The following is a 16,838-nucleotide window of genomic DNA, read 5'->3' on the forward strand; positions in this document are numbered from 1 at the left end:
CCCGAAGGTGATCCATGTCCGCCGCCCCCGAGTTGATCTCCCCCCGTTCCGCCCGGGTCCTGGCCGCTCGGCGGCTCGCCAGGCGGAACTTCCGGGGCAAGGACCGCCTGTTCCTCGCCGAGGGCCCCCAGGCGGTGCGGGAGGCGGCGGCGCACCGCGCGCCGGCCGACGGCACGCCCACCCTCGTCGAGCTGTTCGCCACGGTCGACGCCGCGGAGCGCTACGCCGACATCGTCGGCGAGGCCCGCGCCGCGGGCGCCCGCGTGCACCTCGCCGACGAGACCGTCATCGCCGACATCTCCACGACCGTCACCCCGCAGGGCCTCGTCGGGATCTGCCGCTTCCTCGACACCCCGTTCGAGGAGATCCTCGCCGCCCGCCCCAAGCTCGTCGCCGTCCTCGCCCACGTCCGCGACCCCGGCAACGCCGGCACCGTCCTGCGGTGCGCCGACGCCGCCGGCGCCGAGGCCGTCGTCCTCACCGACGCGTCCGTCGACCTCTACAACCCCAAGGCCGTCCGGGCCTCCGTAGGGTCGCTGTTCCACCTGCCCGTCGCCGTCGGCGTGCCCGTCGAGCAGGCTGTCGCGGGGCTCAAGGACGCCGGCGTACGCATCCTCGCCGCGGACGGCGCCGGGCAGGACGACCTCGACGACGAACTGGACAAGGGCACCATGGGCGGGCCAACGGCCTGGGTGTTCGGCAACGAGGCATGGGGGCTCCCCGAGGAGACCCGGGCGCTCGCCGACGCCGTCGTACGGGTCCCCATCCACGGAAAGGCGGAAAGCCTGAACCTCGCGACCGCCGCCGCCGTATGTCTCTACGCGTCCGCCCGTGCACAGCGCGCCTTCGGAGGGTGCCGCACCGTCACTCCCAGCTAGTAGGGTGACGGGCTCGGGGGCCCACTGCACAACGGAAGAGGTGGGGTACGGGGATGAGGGTCGGCACGAGCAGCACACTGGGGGGACGCGATGTGCGCGCCACACCCACGGCGCCGCACGCCGAGATCGCCGGACTCGGCATCGACCCCGACGACCTCCCCGACGGGCTCGTCGTCGCCGACGAACAGGGCCGCGTGATCTGCTTCAACGCCGCCGCCGCCCGGATCACCGCCGTCCCCGCCGCCGACGCCCTCGGACTGCCCCTGGAGCGGGCGCTGCCCCTGGAGGACCTCGAAGGCCGCCGCTGGTGGCAGCTGACCGACCCCTACGGGGGCCTCGCCATCCGCGTCGGCCAGCCCGAACGGAACCTGCTGCTGCCCGGCGCCCGCGAGGTCCTCGTGTCCGCCCGCTACATCCGCACCGAACCCACCGGACCCGTCCGCCGTGTCGTCGTCTCCCTCCGCGACACCGAGGCCCGGCGCCGCACCGAGCGCAGCCACGCCGAACTGATCGCCACGGTCGCCCACGAACTGCGCTCGCCGCTCACCTCGGTCAAGGGGTTCACGGCGACCCTGCTCGCCAAATGGGAGCGGTTCACCGACGACCAGAAGAAGCTGATGCTGGAGACCGTCGACGCCGACGCCAACCGCGTCACCCGGCTGATCGCCGAACTGCTCGACATCTCCCGCATCGACTCCGGGCGGCTGGAGGTGCGCAGGCAGCCCGTCGACATAGGCGCGGCCGTCGGCCGGCACATCCAGGCGTACGTCGCGGCGGGACAGCCCGCCGACCGGTTCCTGCTCAGGATCGAGCAGCCCCTGCCCGACCTGTGGGCCGACCCCGACAAGATCGACCAGGTGCTCAGCAACCTGCTGGAAAATGCCGTGCGGCACGGCGAGGGAACCGTCACGATTGACGTCACGCCCACGGCGTCCCCCCGCGAAGGGGAGGACACCGGTACGTCGGTCACGGTGAGCGACGAGGGCACCGGTATCCCGGAGGAGTCCATGAACCGCGTCTTCACCCGCTTCTGGCGGGGCAGCAAGCGCGGTGGCACCGGCCTCGGTCTGTACATCGTCAAGGGCATCGTCGAAGCCCACGGCGGCACCATCACCGTCGGACGCGCCCCGAGCGGCGGCGCCGAGTTCCGATTTACGTTGCCCGTGAGCGCTCCGGCCTACCTGGCCTGAGCAGCCTGCGGGCGCATCCGTACACCTCCACCCCGTTAGACTCGGCCTTTGGCACCTTTGTGTCCTGCACACGGCCCTGAGCGCCGGTCACGGGGACCTTCAGCCAGCCAATCGGAAGCACGGGAAGAGATGTCGGCACCGAATAAGTCGTACGACCCTGTAGAGGTCGAGGCCTTGAAACCGGAAGAGATCGAGCGCATGCGGGACGAGGCGCTCGCCGCCTTCGCCGCCGCGGACTCCCTCGACGCGCTCCAGGAGGCCAAGGTCGCCCACACCGGCGGCACCTCCCCGCTGGCCCTCGCCAACCGCGAGATCGGCGCACTGCCCCCGCAGGCCAAGGCCGCCGCCGGCAAACTGGTCGGCCAGGCGCGGGGCGCGGTGAACAAGGGCCTCGCTGCCCGCCAGGCCGAACTGGAGGCCGAGCGCGACGCGCGCGTCCTCGTCGAGGAGGCCGTGGACGTCACGCTGCCCTACGACCGCGTACCGGCCGGCGCCCGCCACCCCCTCACCACCCTGTCGGAGCGCATCGAGGACGTCTTCGTGGCCATGGGCTACGAGGTCGCCGAGGGCCCGCAGGTCGAGGCCGAGTGGTTCAACTTCGACGCCCTCAACATCGGCCCGGACCACCCGGCCCGCGGCGAGGCCGACACCTTCTTCGTCAAGGGGCCGGACGGCGGCACCGAGTCCGGCGTCGTGCTGCGCACCCACACCTCGCCCGTGCAGATCCGCTCGCTGCTCGACCGTGAGCTGCCGGTGTACGTGATCTGCCCCGGTGTCGTTTACCGCACCGACGAGCTGGACGCCACGCACACCCCGGTCTTCCGTCAGGTCGAGCTGCTGGCCGTCGACGAGGGCCTCACCATGGCCGACCTCAAGGGCACCATGGACCACATGGTCCAGTCGCTGTTCGGCGAGGGCATGAAGACCCGGCTGCGGCCGAACTTCTTCCCGTTCACCGAGCCGTCCGCCGAGATGGACATGGTCTGCTACGTCTGCCGCGGCGAGTCCGTCGGCAACCCCGACCGGCCCTGCCGCACCTGCTCCAGCGAGGGCTGGATCGAGCTCGGCGGCTGCGGCATGGTCAACCCCAAGGTGCTCACCGCCTGTGGTGTCGACCCGGAGAAGTACAGCGGCTTCGCCTTCGGGTTCGGCATCGAGCGGATGCTGATGTTCCGCCACAACGTCGAAGACATGCGAGACATGGTCGAGGGTGACGTCCGGTTCACCCGGCCGTTCGGGATGGAGATCTGATGCGGGTCCCGCTTTCCTGGCTGCGGGAGTACGTCGACCTGCCGGCGACCGAAACCGGCCGTGACGTACAGGCCAAGCTCGTGTCGGCCGGCCTCGAGGTCGAGACCGTCGAGCAGCTCGGAGCCGACCTCAAGGGCCCCCTCGTCGTGGGCCAGGTGCTGACCATCGAGGAGCTGGAGGGCTTCAAGAAGCCGATCCGCTTCTGCACCGTCGACGTCGGCACCGCCAACGGCACCGGCGAGCCCCAGGAGATCGTCTGCGGCGCCCGCAACTTCGCCGTCGGCGACAAGGTCGTCGTGGTCCTCCCGGGCGCCGAGCTGCCCGGCGGCTTCGCCATCTCCGCGCGCAAGACCTACGGCCGCAACTCCCACGGCATGATCTGCTCCAGCGACGAGCTGGGCATGGGCGACGACGGCACCAAGGGCATCATCGTGCTGCCGCCGGAGACCGAGGTCGGCAAGGACGCGATCGAGCTGCTGGAGCTGGTCGACGAGGTCCTCGACATCGCCGTCACCGCCAACCGCGGCGACTGCCTGTCGATCCGCGGCGTCGCCCGCGAGACCGCCATCGCCTACGGTCTGCCGCTGCGCGACCCGGCGCTCCTCGACGTCCCCGGCCCGAACGCCTTCGGCCACCCCGTCCAGGTCTCCGACCCGCTCGGCTGTGACCGCTTCACGGCCCGCACCGTCACCGGTCTCGACCCCGAGGCGCGCTCCCCGATCTGGCTCAAGCGCCGGCTCCAGAAGGTCGGCATGCGCCCGATCTCCCTCGCCGTCGACATCACCAACTACGTGATGATGGAACTGGGCCAGCCGCTGCACGCCTACGACCGCAACCTGGTCCAGGGCACCATCGGCGTCCGCCGGGCCGCCGAGGGCGAGAAGATCGTGACTCTCGACGGCGTCACCCGGAAGCTGCACGCCGAGGACCTCGTCATCACCGACGACCGCGGCCCCATCGGCCTGGCGGGCGTCATGGGCGGCGCCGACACCGAGATCGCCGACCACGACGATCTGGAGAACGCGTCCACCGAGGTCGTCATCGAGGCCGCCCACTTCGACCAGGTCTCCATCGCGCGCACCGCCCGCCGGCACAAGCTGTCGTCGGAGGCGTCCCGCCGCTTCGAGCGAGGCGTCGACCCGCTGGCCGCGTCCGCCGCCGCCCAGCGCACCGTCGACCTGCTGGTGCTCCTCGCGGGCGGCACCGCCGACGCGGGCGTCACCGAGGTCATCGCCCCGTCCGCGCCGCACACCATCGCGGTCCCGGCGGACCACCCCGACAAGGTCGCGGGTGTCGTCTACGGCCGCGAGACCGTCGTACGCCGCCTCCAGGAGGTCGGCTGCGACGTCTACGGGCAGGACGAGCTGATCGTGACCGTGCCGTCGTGGCGGCCCGACCTCACCGACATCAACGACCTGGCGGAGGAGGTCATCCGCCTGGAGGGTTACGAGAACCTGCCCTCCACGCTGCCCAAGCCCCCGTCGGGCCGCGGCCTCACCCACCGGCAGCGGCTGCACCGCCGGGTCGGCCGGGCGCTCGCCGGCGCCGGGTACGTCGAGGCGCCGAACTACCCGTTCATCAGCGAGCAGGTCTTCGACCAGCTCGGGCTGGACGCCGACGACCCGGCCCGCCGTGTCGTCCGGCTCACCAACCCGCTGAGCGACGAGGAGCCCGCGCTCCGTACGACGCTGCTGCCGGGCCTGCTCGGCGCGCTGCGGCGCAACGACGGCCGCGGCTCGCACGACCTCGCCCTCTTCGAGACGGGGCTGGTCTTCCAGCCGCGCGCCGAGCAGGGCGTCGCCGTCGCGCTGCCGGTCGACCGTCGGCCCACCGACGAGGAGATCGCGACGCTGGACGCCGCGCTGCCCGAGCAGCCGCGCCATGTCGCCGTCGTCCTCGCCGGGGCCCGCGAGCAGGCCGGCTGGTGGGGCAAGGGCCGTCCGGCGGACTGGGCCGACGCGGTCGAGGCCGGGCGTGCCGTCGCCCGTGAGGCCGGCGCGGAGCTGATCGTCCGCAAGGGCCAGTACGGGCCCTGGCACCCGGGCCGCTGCGCCGAGTTCGTGGTCGTCGTCGACGGCGCCGAGCGCGTCGTGGGCCACGCCGGTGAACTGCACCCGCGTGTCGTGAAGGCCCTCGGGCTGCCCGCGCGTACCTGCGCCGCCGAGCTGGACCTGGATGTGCTGGAGCGGGTCGGGGACGACACCCCGCAGGCGCCGAGCATCTCCTCGTTCCCGGTCGCCACGCAGGACGTCGCGCTGGTCGTCGACGAGTTCGTGCCGCACACCGAGGTCGAGGCCGCGCTGCGCGAGGGCGCCGGTGAACTGCTGGAGGGCATCCGGCTGTTCGACGTCTACGAGAACGCGGAGCAGCTCGGTGAGGGGCGGAAGTCGCTGGCGTACGCGCTCCGCTTCCGGGCCGAGGACCGGACGCTGACCGTGGACGAGGCGTCCGCGGCGCGCGACGCGGCGGTGGCCCTCGCGGGTGAGCGTACGGGGGCGGTTCTGCGGAGCTAGGACGCCGGGGGCGCCGTGGGTGCCGAGGGTGCTGAGAGCGCCGAAGGGGCGGGGAGCTGCGGGTGTTCGGCGGCTGCGGGTTGTCCGTGGCTGGTCGCGCAGTTCCCCGCGCCCCTTTCAGGGGCTTCGCCCCTGATCGGGGCCTCATCCCCCTCTCTTCTTCTCACTCATTCGAGTGAGAACTTGGGGCGATCTGGCCCGAACGGGGCATTCGGTCGACAGAATCGGACCGGCCTCTCTGGGCCGTACCGCTGTCAGGGCCTGATGGGGGGCCAACGGCATGATTCGAATCAGGACTGGGGCACCTCCACGGGCATGGGTCCGAAGGCGCCGCCCGTCCGACGGGCGGTCTGTCCGACGGGCCCTCGCGCTGGGGTTGCCGGCGGTGTGGGGCGCGACGGCCGTCTCCTACAAGTGGGCCTGCCCGATGGCGCAGAACAACGGGCTCGGGGCCCGGCTCGCCAGCAGCGCCGTGTTCCTCGCGGTCGGCGCCGGGCTCGTACTCCAGGTCAGACAGGCGATGCTGCAGGAGGTGCGGCAGGCGCGCCGGGTCGCCGGTGCCGCGCAGAGCGTACTGCTGAGGCCCCTGCCCGCCCGGATCGACGGACTGGCCACCGCCGCCGCACAGCTCTCCGCCGACCGGGGCGCGACCGTCGGCGGCGACCTCTACGAGGTGATCGCCACCGAACACGGCGTGCGCGTCGTGATGGGCGACGTGCGTGGCCACGGCCTCTCCGCCATCGGCACCGTCGCCGCCGTGCTCGGCAGCTTCCGCGAGGCCGTCCACGACGAGGCCGAACTCACCGGCGTCCTCGCCCGCCTCGACCGCGCCCTCGCCCGGCATCTGCGGGACCGTGCCCGCGCCGAGGACACCGAGGAGTTCGTGACCGTACTCCTGCTGGAGATCGCCCCCGACGGCGAGGTCCACGCTCTCAACTGCGGGCACCCCTGGCCGTATCTGCTGAGCGCCGACCGGGCGGAACTGATGGCCGGTGCCGACCCGCTGCCCCCGCTGGGGGTGTTCCCGCTGCCGGCGGAACTGCCGGCCACCCCGTGCGGCCGGCTCCTCCCCGGAGAGGCCCTCTTCCTCCACACGGACGGCGTGGAGGACGCCAGGGACGGCGACGGCCGCTTCTTCCCGCTGCCCGCGGCCCTGGCGGAGGCCGTGCGGGGCCGCCCCATCTCGCCGCACTCCGTCCTGCGCGCCGTCTTCACCCAACTCCTGCGCCACACCGGGGGACGGCCCAAGGACGACGTCGCGATACTGATCATCCGCAACGACCGGCTCATGAGGGCCTCCGCCGCTTACCGAGGCGCGGGGACCTGCACGATCGGACCGCCCGGCCCCGCGGCCGACACCCCACCCGTCGTCCCCGGGCCGTAGCCGCCGAGCGCCCTCGGCCTGTTCGTCCCGACGGGGCCACCGCGCTGTACGAGGGGGAGCCGGTGGCCCAGTCGGCCTCTTACGAGGCATTCCAGTCAAGCGGCCCGAAACTCTCCGCAACAGCGCGCGTACAGCCCGAATTCGGGCATTCCCTTCACACCCCGTGTGAAGACGGAGGCGCTACGCTGCCAAACGCCGGCACCGAGCCACCGGAGGGCCCTCCATGCAGCCCAACACCCTGCTCGACGCGATCCTCGACGAGGCCGGTATCTCGCACGCCGGACTCGCCGCACACGTCAACCAGGCAGGGCGGGCACGCGGTCTGGCGCTGAGATACGAACACACCGCCGTGGCCCGGTGGTTGAAGGGGCAGCGACCGCGTGGCCAGGTGCCCGACCTGATCTGCGAAGTGCTCGCCGGGCGGCTGCGCCGGACCGTCACCCTCGACGACATCGGTCTCGGAGTGCCGGGTGAGGCGACCTCCCCGCATGGCGCGGGACTCTCCGGGTTCGTGGAGCGCGCCACCGCCCTGTGGCGCTCCGACGAACAGCAGCGCCCCCATGTCCTCGGCGCCCCCGCCGTCACCGGAACACCCGCCGTGATGCCGGTGTGGGAGTGGGAGAACCCGCCGGAGGACGTCGACGTCTCCCGCGGCGGACGGCACCGCGTCAGCATGGCCGACATCGAGATGCTGCGCGCCGCCCGATCGCACTACGAGCAGCTGTACCGCAAGGCGGGCGGCATCGCGACCCGCGCCCGTATCGTCGGATTCCTCAACGCCGAGGCGGCGCCCCTGTTGCGCGGCAGCTACACCGACGCCACCGGACGCCAACTCCACCGGGCCACCGGCGGACTGGTCGCCATCGCCGGCATCTGCGCGTACGACTCCGACGCGCACGGGCTCGCCCAGCGCTACTTCCACCAGGCGCTGCGGCTCGCCAAGGCCAGCGGGGACCGGGGACTCGGCGCGTATGTGATCGCGCTGCTCGTCAACCAGTCGCTGTTCATGCGGGAGTACCGGCAGGCCGTCGCCTTCGCCGAGGCCGCGCTGCGCGCCGCCGGCAAGCACATCACCCCGGCCCTCGCCGCGGACCTCTACGCGATGCAGGCCAAGGCCTACGCGCACCTCGGTGACGGCACGAGCGCGCTGTCCTGCATCCGGCGGGCGGAACAGGCCGCCGAGCGCATCCGGCGCGGCCATGAACCCGACGAGACCGGCTATGTCCAACCCGGCCTGGTCAATGTCCAGGTGGCGGAGGCGCTGCTCAGCCTCGGCGATCTGACGGCCGCGGCGGAGCACGCGGCGGCGGCCGTCGACACCCCGGCGCACGACCGGGGCCGGGTGCACCGGCTCGCCATGCTCAGCCAGATCGAACTACGGCAGGGCAACGCCGACAAGGCGGTCGAGACCGCCGTGGAAATGGCCGAGCGGGCGCGCGGAATGGAGTCCATGCGCCTGCGCGACAGACTCCGGGCGGTACGCGAACATCTCGTGCGAAACGGCTGCGCGGGGACCACGGAGGCCGCGGAACTCATCGACGGGGCACTGCGCGTACCGCTCTGACACGGCGTCCACGGCCCGGCCGTGCACCGCCTGTGCGCCTGCTGTCACCACGCTCCTGCTGCGATATTGCCACTTACTCGGCGGAAGGTGGCAGAACCGTGCAGTGGACGAAACAGAGCGAACAAACTGTGTATTCGAACCGCTGGTTCAGCGTCAATCTCGCAGATGTCGCATTGCCGGACGGGCGGCACCTCGATCACTTCCTGATACGGCTGCGGCCCGTCGCCGTGGCCACCGTGGTCAACGAGGCCAACGAGGTGCTGCTGCTGTGGCGGCACCGCTTCATCACCGACAGCTGGGGGTGGGAGCTGGCGGCCGGCGTCGTCGAGGACGGCGAGGGCATCGCCGACGCGGCCGCCCGGGAACTGGAGGAGGAGACCGGATGGCGGCCGGGACCGCTGCACCACCTGATGAGCGTCGAGCCCTCCAACGGGCTCACCGACGCCCGGCACCACATCTACTGGGCCGACGAGGGCGCGTATGTCGGTCACCCCGTGGACGACTTCGAGTCGGACCGCAGGGAATGGGTTCCCCTCAAGCTCGTGCCCGACATGGTCGCCCGCGGCGAGGTCCCGGCCGCCAACATGGCGGCCGCACTGCTTCTCCTGCACCATCTGAGGCTCGGACAGGACGCGGGGCGCTGATCCCTCCGGGCGTCCCGCCCGTGCCGTTCAGCGGCCCACGGCCTGCCAGATGGCCACCACCAGTGCTCCCACGGCAGCGAGCGCCGCGACCGCGGGCAGCGGCCAGCGGGAGTGCTCCAGGGTGACGACCCGTGTGCTCAGGTCGTCCAGCTCCTTGGCGGTCTGTTCGGCACGGTGACTCAGCAGGGTGAGCCCTCCCTCGACGCGTGCGTGCGCCACGTCCAGGCGGCGGCGTAACTCTGCGAGTTCACCGTGGACCACGGGATGCTCGGGGTCGATGGCCACGAGTCCGCTCCTTTCTGTAGTCGTCTCGGTAGTCGTCACATCCCTTGCATGCGCACGGCAAGTCAACTCGCCTGGTGGGCGCATGGGGAGCGTGTGCGAGCGGCATATGCGTGTCCGCCGCGCACACGGTGTGTGAATACGACGGGCCCGGCACCCTTTCCGGCGCCGGGCCCGTACGAGGGACCGCTTCTCACGTTCCGTAGTCGTGGCGGGGTGCTCGGCCAGAGGAGACGCGACGCGGACCTCAGCGACGTCAAGCCGTGTGCTTGTGCAGTACGGAGAGGTAGTGCCGGTCCCGGTGCGGCACGTGGTGGTCGCGTGCGGGCAGGCTGAAGACCGCGCAGACGTCAGCGGGCTGGGTGATGATGCTGGATTGCCGGCCGAAGGTGAGATTGCTGTTGACCACATGCCGGCAGCCTGCGCCGTCGAGGGCGGTGATCAGCTCCTCGCGGAGGACGGTGGTCTCGTAGGACTCGGAGTCGGGCAGGACGAGTGGCGGGAGTCTGGCGGGCGAACCGGGCCAGAGGTCGAGGTAGATGCCGCTGACGGCCCGCCGGGTGACCTTCAGCCGCAGCCCGCCCCAGGAGTAGGGGTAACCGTCGATGTCGGGCCCCTTCATGATGTGGGCGGGGTGCGGGCGCCCCGGGCCGAGGAGATCCTCGGCCTCGGCCAGGGACATTCCGCAGTGCAGGGGCCCGATCCGGCCGGTGCGGGAGAAATCGACGAGTACGTCCATCAAGGTCACGAGACTGATATTGCCTCGCGGGTCGGTGTCGACGTCGGGCAGGGTTCCGGGTGATGAGCGATGCGTACGTGATGACCTACTCGCCCCCCGATTCCGTCGAGGGCCTGCTGCAACGGGGGCGTGGCCTGGGCGCGGTGCGAGCGCTGCGGGACCCCCGGAGAGCCGCCGCGTTCGTGTACGACGGGATCCGCCGTGACTGGCGATGGGACGGGACCGACGACCGGTCCCTGTATCTGGCGCGGCTGGTCCAGGACTTGGAACTGTCCCCGACACCGGTCGTGGACCAGCTGGCGGGGGACGAGGAGTCCTGCCTGCGGGCCTGCGATGTCCTTGAGCTGCTGGCCCTCGCCGGAGCGGACGAGGCCAGGGACGGGCTTCGCGCGTACGTCCGGGAAGGCGAGCACTGGGTCCCCGTACTGGAGTCGGTGTCGGCCGGCTGGCCGGCCGAGTGGTGGGACGACCTTGGTGACGTCGCACGCGCGCGCATCGGCGGAGAAGCGGAGCTGCCTTGGTGCTCCGAGCCGTGGACGCGGTTCGGCATCGAGGTACGGAGCCGCCCGTCCGTTCCGCGTCCCTCGCTGGCCGGGCTCCGGACGGAGGAGCTTCTCACCCTCCTCGCCGACAACTCCGCGGAAGACATGACGAAGTTCGACGCGTTGCGTGTGCTGAACAGCCGAGCGCCCGCTGAGGAACTGATCCCGTTGGTCCCCTCGTTGGGCACGGCGGACGACCGTCGGCCCCTGCCCCCGCTCCGGCGGGCCGTCGAGCGCCTCGGAGCCGCCGCCGTACCGGCCGCGCACGGCTGGGCGCGGGACGAGCGCCCCTGGCTGGCTGAGCTGGGAGCGGACGTCCTGGCCGAGCATCCCGGCCCCGAGGCACTGCCGGGACTCGTGGAGGAACTCGCCCGGCTATGGGCCGCGCGGACCTGGTGCGGTCCCGACCGGACAGCCCGCCGCCTGGCCCGGTTCGGGCCCGACGCGGCTGACGCGGTGCCCCACCTGCGGCGCTTCTGGCTGCGCACCCCGCACTCGTACGAGCGGACGGCGTACCTGGAGGCGCTCGCAGCCATCGACCGGGACGGGCTGGACCACGTGTACACCGAGTCGCTCTGGGACTGCGAGGAGAAGGCGCGGTTGGCGGCGATCACCTCGGCGCCCGACGGCCCTGAGGCCCTGGAACGGATCGCGGTACTGCGCGACGACCCGATGGAGACGCCCGAGGTGCGCGCCGCGGCCCGAACGCGGCTGGCAGCCGACGCGACGATCTCCTCGTAAGCCGACTCCCGGACGACGGAAAGACCCGCTCCCGGGAACGTCGGGAAGCGGGTCTCTCTCGTGTCGTGCGGGTCAGCCGTACGTGTAGAAGCCCGAGCCGGTCTTCCGGCCGAGGCGGCCCGCGTCGACCATGCGCTGGAGCAACGGGGGAGCGGCGTACAGCGGCTCCTTGTACTCCTCGTACATCGAGTTGGCGATCGAGACGATCGTGTCCAGGCCGATCAGGTCGGACAGCTTCAGCGGGCCCATCGGGTGGGCGCAGCCCAGCTCCATGCCGTTGTCGATGTCCTCGCGGCCGGCGATGCCCGACTCGAACATGCGGATGGCGGAGAGCAGATACGGCACGAGCAGCGCGTTGACCACGAAACCCGAGCGGTCCTGCGCGCGGACCGCGTGCTTGCCCAGGACCTTCTCGGCGAACAGCTGCGCCCGGCTGAGCGTGCCCTCGGAGGTGGTGAGGGCCGGGATCAGCTCGACGAGCTTCTGCACCGGGGCCGGGTTGAAGAAGTGGATGCCGATGACCTGGTCCGGACGCGAGGTGGCGACCGCCAGCTTCACCAGGGGGATCGAGGAGGTGTTCGAGGCGAGGATGGCGTCGGGGCGGGTCAGCACCTGGTCGAGCACCTGGAAGATCTCGGTCTTCACCTGCTCGTTCTCCACGACCGCCTCGATGACGAGATCGCGGTCGGCGAACTCCCCGAGGTCGGTGGTGAAGCTCAGACGCGCCTGGGTGGCGTCCCGCTCCTCCTCGCTGATCTTGCCGCGCTCGGCCGCCTTGGACAGGGAGTTGAACAGCCGGGTACGGCCGATCTCCAGGGCTTCGCCGGTGGTTTCGGCGACCTTGACGTTCAGACCGGCGCGGGCGCACACCTCGGCGATGCCCGCTCCCATCTGGCCGCAGCCCACGACTCCGACTCGCGCGAGATCTCCCGTTGGGAAGTCCGTCACATCGTCCCTTTCACTGGTCTACGTGGCTGGCGGATACCCCGGGTACGGGCCTGCGCCAAACCTGCACGTTACCTCCGGCCGCTACCGATCAGTATCGCGGGTACCACATGGAAGGCTGGCTCCACGAACGGTCCGCGACGAGGCGGGCACGAAGCGGTACGCGGAGGTACGAGGATGCATCGGAAGCCACGGATGTCACGAAGGGCGTTCTGGGCGACCGCGGTGACCACACTCGTGGCGGCGGGCGGCGTCGCGGCAGGCACCGCCATCGCCGGTCAGGGTCCCGACCGCCGCAGGCGGGCCTCCGGCGAGCTGCGCGGCATGTGGCTCGCCACCGTCGTCAACCGGGACTGGCCCTCCAAGGCGGGCCTCACCGCCGACGAGCAGCGCGCCGAGCTGCTCGCCCACCTCGACACCGCCGTGGAGCGCCGCCTCAACACGGTGATCTTCCAGGTCCGCCCCACGGCCGACGCGCTCTGGCCCTCCCGGTACGAGCCCTGGTCGCAGTACCTCACCGGCACCCAGGGCAAGGACCCCGGCTGGGACCCGCTGGGCACGGCGGTCGAGGAGGCCCACGCCCGGGGGCTGGAGCTGCACGCCTGGTTCAACCCGTACCGGGTCGCCAACCACACCGACCCGAGCCGTCTGGTCGCCGGCCACCCGGCCCGGGAGAACCCCGGCTGGGTCGTCCCCTACGGCGGCAAGCTCTACTACAACCCGGGCATCCCCGCCGTGCGCGCCTTCGTCCAGAAGGCCATGCTCGACGCCGTACGGAAGTACCCGATCGACGCGGTGCACTTCGACGACTACTTCTACCCGTACCCGGTTGCCGGTCAGGTCTTCGACGACGACGCGGCGTACGACACCCACGGCGGGAGCTTCCCCAACCGGGCCGACTGGCGGCGCGACAACATCGACAAGCTGGTGAAGGAGATGGCGGCGCAGATCAAGGCGGTCCGGCCCGGCACCCAGTTCGGCATCAGCCCCTTCGGGGTGTGGCGCAACGCCGCCACCGACGCGCGCGGCTCGGACACCCGGGCCGGTGTGCAGACGTACGACGACCTGTACGCCGACACCCGCAAGTGGGTCCGGAAGAACTGGATCGACTACCTCGTCCCGCAGCTGTACTGGAACATCGGCTTCGCCGCCGCCGACTACGCCAAACTGCTGCTCTGGTGGGCCGAGACCGCGCGCGGCACCGGAACGCGCCTCTACATCGGCGAGGCCCTCTACAAGGCCGGCGACCCGGCGCAGCCCGCCGCCTGGCAGGACCCGGCCGAGCTGTCCCGGCACCTGTCACTGGCCCGTGACGTCCCAGAGGTGCGCGGGCATGTGTTCTTCTCGGCCAAGGAGGTGACCGTCGACAAGATCGGGGCGATGGCGCGGGTGGTCGCCGACCACTACCAGCAGCCGGCGGAGCCACCGCGCTGAGCCACCGCCGGTCCGCTCTCCCGGTCTACTGCCGCGCTTCCCTGTGCCGGATCTCCGTGTCCGGGCCGGGCGAGCACACACCCTCGTGCCCGTCCTCGAACCGGACGCGGTACGGGGGATTGCCCTCCTGGCCCATGACTTCGACGATCTCGCCGACCTTGTCGTGTTGTCCGACCACCCTGCCGTGCTGGACAAGCTGGTCGCCCACGGTTGCACGCATCTTCGGGGCCTCCTCACCAGGCGCGGGAGCATCGGTCCGTGGCCTGAGTCTACGGTGGGCCGGTCCGATCGGATCCTGCCCGGACTCCGCTCAGCCCCGCGCCCGTTGGGTGACGGCGATGCACACGAGCACCGCCGCGGCCGTCAGGGGGGCGGCCACTGTCAGGTGCTCGCCCAGCAGCAGCACCGACCACACCAGTGTGAGCAGGGGTTGGGCCAGCTGCAACTGGCTGGCCCTGGGTATGCCGATGGCCGCCATGCCCCGGTACCAGACGATCAGGCCGAGGAACTGGGACCCGGCGGCCACCCACAGCAGCCCCGTCACACTGTGCGCGGTCAGCTGGACCGGCTCGTACGACAGGGCCAGCAGCGCCCCCGGCACGCTGAACGGCAGGCAGCACACCAGCGCCCAGCCGATGACCTGCCAGCCGGGCATCACCCGGGCCAGCCTGCCGCCCTCGGTGTAGCCGGCCGCGCACACCAGGAGCGCCGCGAAGAGGTAGAGGTCGGCGGTGCCGAGGGCGCCGCCGCTCTGCGCCACCGTGAACGCGAGGACGGCGGCGGCCCCGGCGAGCGCCGCGCACCAGAACGTGCGCGAGGGCCGCGAGCCCATGCGCAGCGCCGAGAACAGGGCGGTGGTCAGCGGGAGCAGCCCGACGACCACGGCGGCGTGCGCGGTGGTCGAGGTCTCCAGGGCGAGCGTGGTGAGGAGCGGGAAGCCGACGACCACTCCCGCGGCGACCACGGCCAGCCCCGCCCAGTGCCGGCGGCCGGGCGGCGGCACGCGCAGGGCCAGCAGACAGCCGCCCGCGACGACGGCCGCGAGGACACAGCGCACGGAGACGAGGGACCAGGGGCCGAAGCCCTCCAGACCCCAGGCGGTCGCCGGGAACGTGAGGGAGAAGGCGACCACACCGAGGGCCGCCTGAAGGATGCCGCCGCGGCTCCCGGAACGGCCCACCTCGGCCTGACCGGTGCCGACCGCTACTGTTCGCTGGTTGATAGCGCTACTCTGTGCTCTCATGCAAGAGCGTAGCAGTGTCGCGGAACTGGCGGAACAGCTCAGAAAGGAGCTCGACCGCTACTCACCTGGTGGAAAGCTGCCGTCGAGTCGAGCACTCGTGGACCGCTTCCGGGTGAGCCCGGTGACCGTTTCGCGGGCCCTGGCCCAACTGGCCGCGGAGGGCCTGGTGGTGACGCGGCCCGGTGCGGGCGCGTTCCGGGCGCGGCCGCGCGAGAACGGGGCGGCGGCCGTGGGGGACACCTCCTGGCAGGAGGTCGCGCTGAGCGCGGACGGCACCGCCGAGCCGACCCCGCGCACGGTGGACGCCTCGGGCGTCCTGGTCTCCCTTGCCTCCCCGCCGCCCGGCGTGATCGAGTTCAACGGCGGCTATCTGCACCCGGCGCTGCAACCGGAACAGGCCATGGGTGCCGCCCTGTCGCGGGCCGGGCGCCGTCCCGGCGTCTGGGCGCGGCCCCCGGTCGAGGGCGTCCTGGAGCTGCGCGAGTGGTTCGCGCGGAGCATCGGCGGGGCGATCACGGCGGCCGAGGTGATCGTGGCGGCGGGCGGCCAGTCCGCGCTCACCACGGCCCTGCGGGCGCTGGCGTCGCCCGGCGCGCCGGTGCTGGTCGAGTCGCCCACGTACCCCGGCATGCTGGCCATCGCCCGGGCCGCCGGTCTGCGGCCGGTCCCGGTGCCGGTGGACCCGGACGGGGTGCGGCCGGCCCTCCTCGCCGACGCGTTCAAGGCGTCCGGCGCCCGGGTCTTCGTCTGCCAGCCCCTCTTCCAGAACCCCACCGGGGCCGCCCTGTCCGCCGAGCGGCGGGGCGAGGTGCTGCGGATCGCACGCGAGGCGGGGGCCTTCGTGATCGAGGACGACTTCGTGCGCCGGCTCGTGCACGAGGACGCGGGGCCGCTGCCGCCGCCGCTGGTCTCCGACGACCCGGACGGCGTCGTCGTACACGTGTCCTCGTTGACCAAGGCGACCTCGCCCAGCTTCCGGGTGGGCGCGCTGGCCGCCCGCGGACCGGTCCTGGAACGGCTGCGCGCCATCCAGGTCGTCGACACCTTCTTCGTGCCGCGCCCGCTCCAGGAGGCCGCCCTCGAACTCGTCGGCTCGCCTGCCTGGCCCCGTCATCTGCGGGCGGTGTCCAGGGAGTTGAAGAACCGTCGGGACGCGATGACCTCCGCGCTGCGGCTGCACCTTCCCGAACTCGCCCTGCCTCACATCCCCTCCGGCGGCTACCACCTGTGGCTCCGCCTTCCCGACGGCACCGGGGGCACCGACCGGGCCCTCGGTTCCGGGGGAGAGGCCGCACTGGTCGCCGCGGCCCTCCGCGCGGGGGTCGCCGTCACCCCCGGCCGCCCCTACTTCAGTGCCGAACCCCCGGCCGCGCACCTGCGGTTGAGCTTCGCCGGGGTCAGTGGGACGGGGGAGATCGTCGAGGGTGTCCGGCGGCTGCGGGCGGCGGTAAACGGTTCGACAGCGGGGCTCTGACCTGCGAACGTCCA

Annotated in this window: 15 protein-coding genes; 10 read left to right on the top strand and 5 right to left on the bottom strand. The window is 72.0% G+C overall.

Annotated features, from left to right (window positions below; all coding sequences use genetic code 11):
- Nucleotides 1-14 precede the first annotated feature (14 nt).
- The 7 genes from AOK23_RS13990 to AOK23_RS14020 all read left to right on the top strand — a co-directional run bounded on the left by AOK23_RS13990 (nt 15) and on the right by AOK23_RS14020 (nt 9,424).
- Nucleotides 15-878, top strand: a complete 864-nt coding sequence (locus tag AOK23_RS13990) for a TrmH family RNA methyltransferase (protein ID WP_055713045.1) — start codon at nt 15-17, stop codon at nt 876-878.
- A gap of 53 nt (nt 879-931) precedes the next feature.
- On the top strand, nt 932-2,068 hold the full coding sequence (locus AOK23_RS13995) for a sensor histidine kinase (protein ID WP_055713046.1): 1,137 nt from the start codon (nt 932-934) through the stop codon (nt 2,066-2,068).
- A gap of 129 nt (nt 2,069-2,197) precedes the next feature.
- Nucleotides 2,198-3,319: a phenylalanine--tRNA ligase subunit alpha gene (gene pheS, locus AOK23_RS14000; protein WP_055713047.1), complete on the top strand. Its 1,122-nt coding sequence runs from the start codon at nt 2,198-2,200 to the stop codon at nt 3,317-3,319.
- The gene (pheT, locus tag AOK23_RS14005) at nt 3,319-5,832 is read left to right on the top strand and encodes a phenylalanine--tRNA ligase subunit beta (protein ID WP_055713048.1); all 2,514 of its coding nucleotides are present in this window, start codon (nt 3,319-3,321) and stop codon (nt 5,830-5,832) included. Before pheS ends, pheT begins: the two co-directional genes overlap by 1 nt.
- 427 nt (nt 5,833-6,259) lie before the next feature.
- Nucleotides 6,260-7,216 carry a PP2C family protein-serine/threonine phosphatase gene (locus tag AOK23_RS14010; RefSeq protein WP_240496386.1) on the top strand — a complete coding sequence of 319 codons (957 nt, stop codon included), beginning with the start codon at nt 6,260-6,262 and terminating at the stop codon, nt 7,214-7,216.
- A gap of 223 nt (nt 7,217-7,439) precedes the next feature.
- Complete coding sequence (locus tag AOK23_RS14015) at nt 7,440-8,780, top strand: NsdA family TPR-like regulatory protein (RefSeq protein ID WP_055713049.1); 1,341 nt, start codon at nt 7,440-7,442, stop codon at nt 8,778-8,780.
- Between the two features lie 98 nt (nt 8,781-8,878).
- Complete coding sequence (locus AOK23_RS14020) at nt 8,879-9,424, top strand: NUDIX hydrolase (RefSeq protein WP_055517029.1); 546 nt, start codon at nt 8,879-8,881, stop codon at nt 9,422-9,424.
- 27 nt (nt 9,425-9,451) lie between these two features.
- On the opposite strand, the gene AOK23_RS14025 is transcribed toward AOK23_RS14020, so the two are convergent.
- Nucleotides 9,452-9,709, bottom strand: coding sequence for a hypothetical protein (locus AOK23_RS14025; RefSeq protein WP_055517027.1), 258 nt, complete (start codon nt 9,707-9,709; stop codon nt 9,452-9,454).
- A gap of 253 nt (nt 9,710-9,962) precedes the next feature.
- Entirely contained in the window at nt 9,963-10,445 is a 483-nt protein-coding gene (locus AOK23_RS14030; RefSeq protein ID WP_420823709.1) for a hypothetical protein, read from the bottom strand.
- A gap of 62 nt (nt 10,446-10,507) precedes the next feature.
- Here AOK23_RS14030 and AOK23_RS14035 point away from each other — a divergent pair, with 62 nt between their 5' ends.
- The gene (locus tag AOK23_RS14035; RefSeq protein ID WP_157878028.1) at nt 10,508-11,728 is read left to right on the top strand and encodes a hypothetical protein; all 1,221 of its coding nucleotides are present in this window, start codon (nt 10,508-10,510) and stop codon (nt 11,726-11,728) included.
- A 72-nt stretch (nt 11,729-11,800) separates the two neighbouring features.
- On the opposite strand, the gene AOK23_RS14040 is transcribed toward AOK23_RS14035, so the two are convergent.
- On the bottom strand, nt 11,801-12,676 hold the full coding sequence (locus AOK23_RS14040; protein ID WP_079049465.1) for a 3-hydroxybutyryl-CoA dehydrogenase: 876 nt from the start codon (nt 12,674-12,676) through the stop codon (nt 11,801-11,803).
- A gap of 192 nt (nt 12,677-12,868) precedes the next feature.
- Here AOK23_RS14040 and AOK23_RS14045 point away from each other — a divergent pair, with 192 nt between their 5' ends.
- Entirely contained in the window at nt 12,869-14,107 is a 1,239-nt protein-coding gene (locus AOK23_RS14045; protein ID WP_055713052.1) for a glycoside hydrolase family 10-like protein, read from the top strand.
- A gap of 25 nt (nt 14,108-14,132) precedes the next feature.
- On the opposite strand, the gene AOK23_RS14050 is transcribed toward AOK23_RS14045, so the two are convergent.
- Nucleotides 14,133-14,327 carry a DUF1918 domain-containing protein gene (locus AOK23_RS14050; RefSeq protein ID WP_055517021.1) on the bottom strand — a complete coding sequence of 65 codons (195 nt, stop codon included), beginning with the start codon at nt 14,325-14,327 and terminating at the stop codon, nt 14,133-14,135.
- 90 nt (nt 14,328-14,417) lie between these two features.
- Nucleotides 14,418-15,350 carry a DMT family transporter gene (locus tag AOK23_RS14055; RefSeq protein ID WP_055713053.1) on the bottom strand — a complete coding sequence of 311 codons (933 nt, stop codon included), beginning with the start codon at nt 15,348-15,350 and terminating at the stop codon, nt 14,418-14,420.
- Here AOK23_RS14055 and AOK23_RS14060 point away from each other — a divergent pair.
- Nucleotides 15,349-16,824, top strand: a complete 1,476-nt coding sequence (locus AOK23_RS14060; protein ID WP_055713054.1) for an aminotransferase-like domain-containing protein — start codon at nt 15,349-15,351, stop codon at nt 16,822-16,824. The two genes, AOK23_RS14055 and AOK23_RS14060, sit on opposite strands and share 2 nt — an antisense overlap.
- Nucleotides 16,825-16,838: the final 14 nt, after the last annotated feature.

It is taken from the genome of Streptomyces torulosus, from assembly GCF_001419765.1.
Taxonomy (GTDB): domain Bacteria; phylum Actinomycetota; class Actinomycetes; order Streptomycetales; family Streptomycetaceae; genus Streptomyces; species Streptomyces torulosus.

Excerpts from the sequence above, each read along its gene's own strand:
- AOK23_RS13990 (WP_055713045.1), top strand. The coding sequence starts at position 15 with ATGTCCGCCGCCCCCGAGTTGATCTCCCCCCGTTCCGCCCGGGTCCTG.
- AOK23_RS13995 (WP_055713046.1), top strand. The coding sequence starts at position 932 with ATGAGGGTCGGCACGAGCAGCACACTGGGGGGACGCGATGTGCGCGCC.
- pheS (WP_055713047.1), top strand. The coding sequence starts at position 2,198 with ATGTCGGCACCGAATAAGTCGTACGACCCTGTAGAGGTCGAGGCCTTG.
- pheT (WP_055713048.1), top strand. The coding sequence starts at position 3,319 with ATGCGGGTCCCGCTTTCCTGGCTGCGGGAGTACGTCGACCTGCCGGCG.
- AOK23_RS14010 (WP_240496386.1), top strand. The coding sequence starts at position 6,260 with ATGGCGCAGAACAACGGGCTCGGGGCCCGGCTCGCCAGCAGCGCCGTG.
- AOK23_RS14015 (WP_055713049.1), top strand. The coding sequence starts at position 7,440 with ATGCAGCCCAACACCCTGCTCGACGCGATCCTCGACGAGGCCGGTATC.
- AOK23_RS14030 (WP_420823709.1), bottom strand. The coding sequence starts at position 10,445 with ATGGACGTACTCGTCGATTTCTCCCGCACCGGCCGGATCGGGCCCCTG.
- AOK23_RS14035 (WP_157878028.1), top strand. The coding sequence starts at position 10,508 with ATGAGCGATGCGTACGTGATGACCTACTCGCCCCCCGATTCCGTCGAG.
- AOK23_RS14045 (WP_055713052.1), top strand. The coding sequence starts at position 12,869 with ATGTCACGAAGGGCGTTCTGGGCGACCGCGGTGACCACACTCGTGGCG.
- AOK23_RS14050 (WP_055517021.1), bottom strand. The coding sequence starts at position 14,327 with ATGCGTGCAACCGTGGGCGACCAGCTTGTCCAGCACGGCAGGGTGGTC.
- AOK23_RS14060 (WP_055713054.1), top strand. The coding sequence starts at position 15,349 with ATGCAAGAGCGTAGCAGTGTCGCGGAACTGGCGGAACAGCTCAGAAAG.
- AOK23_RS14055 (WP_055713053.1), bottom strand. The coding sequence starts at position 15,350 with ATGAGAGCACAGAGTAGCGCTATCAACCAGCGAACAGTAGCGGTCGGC.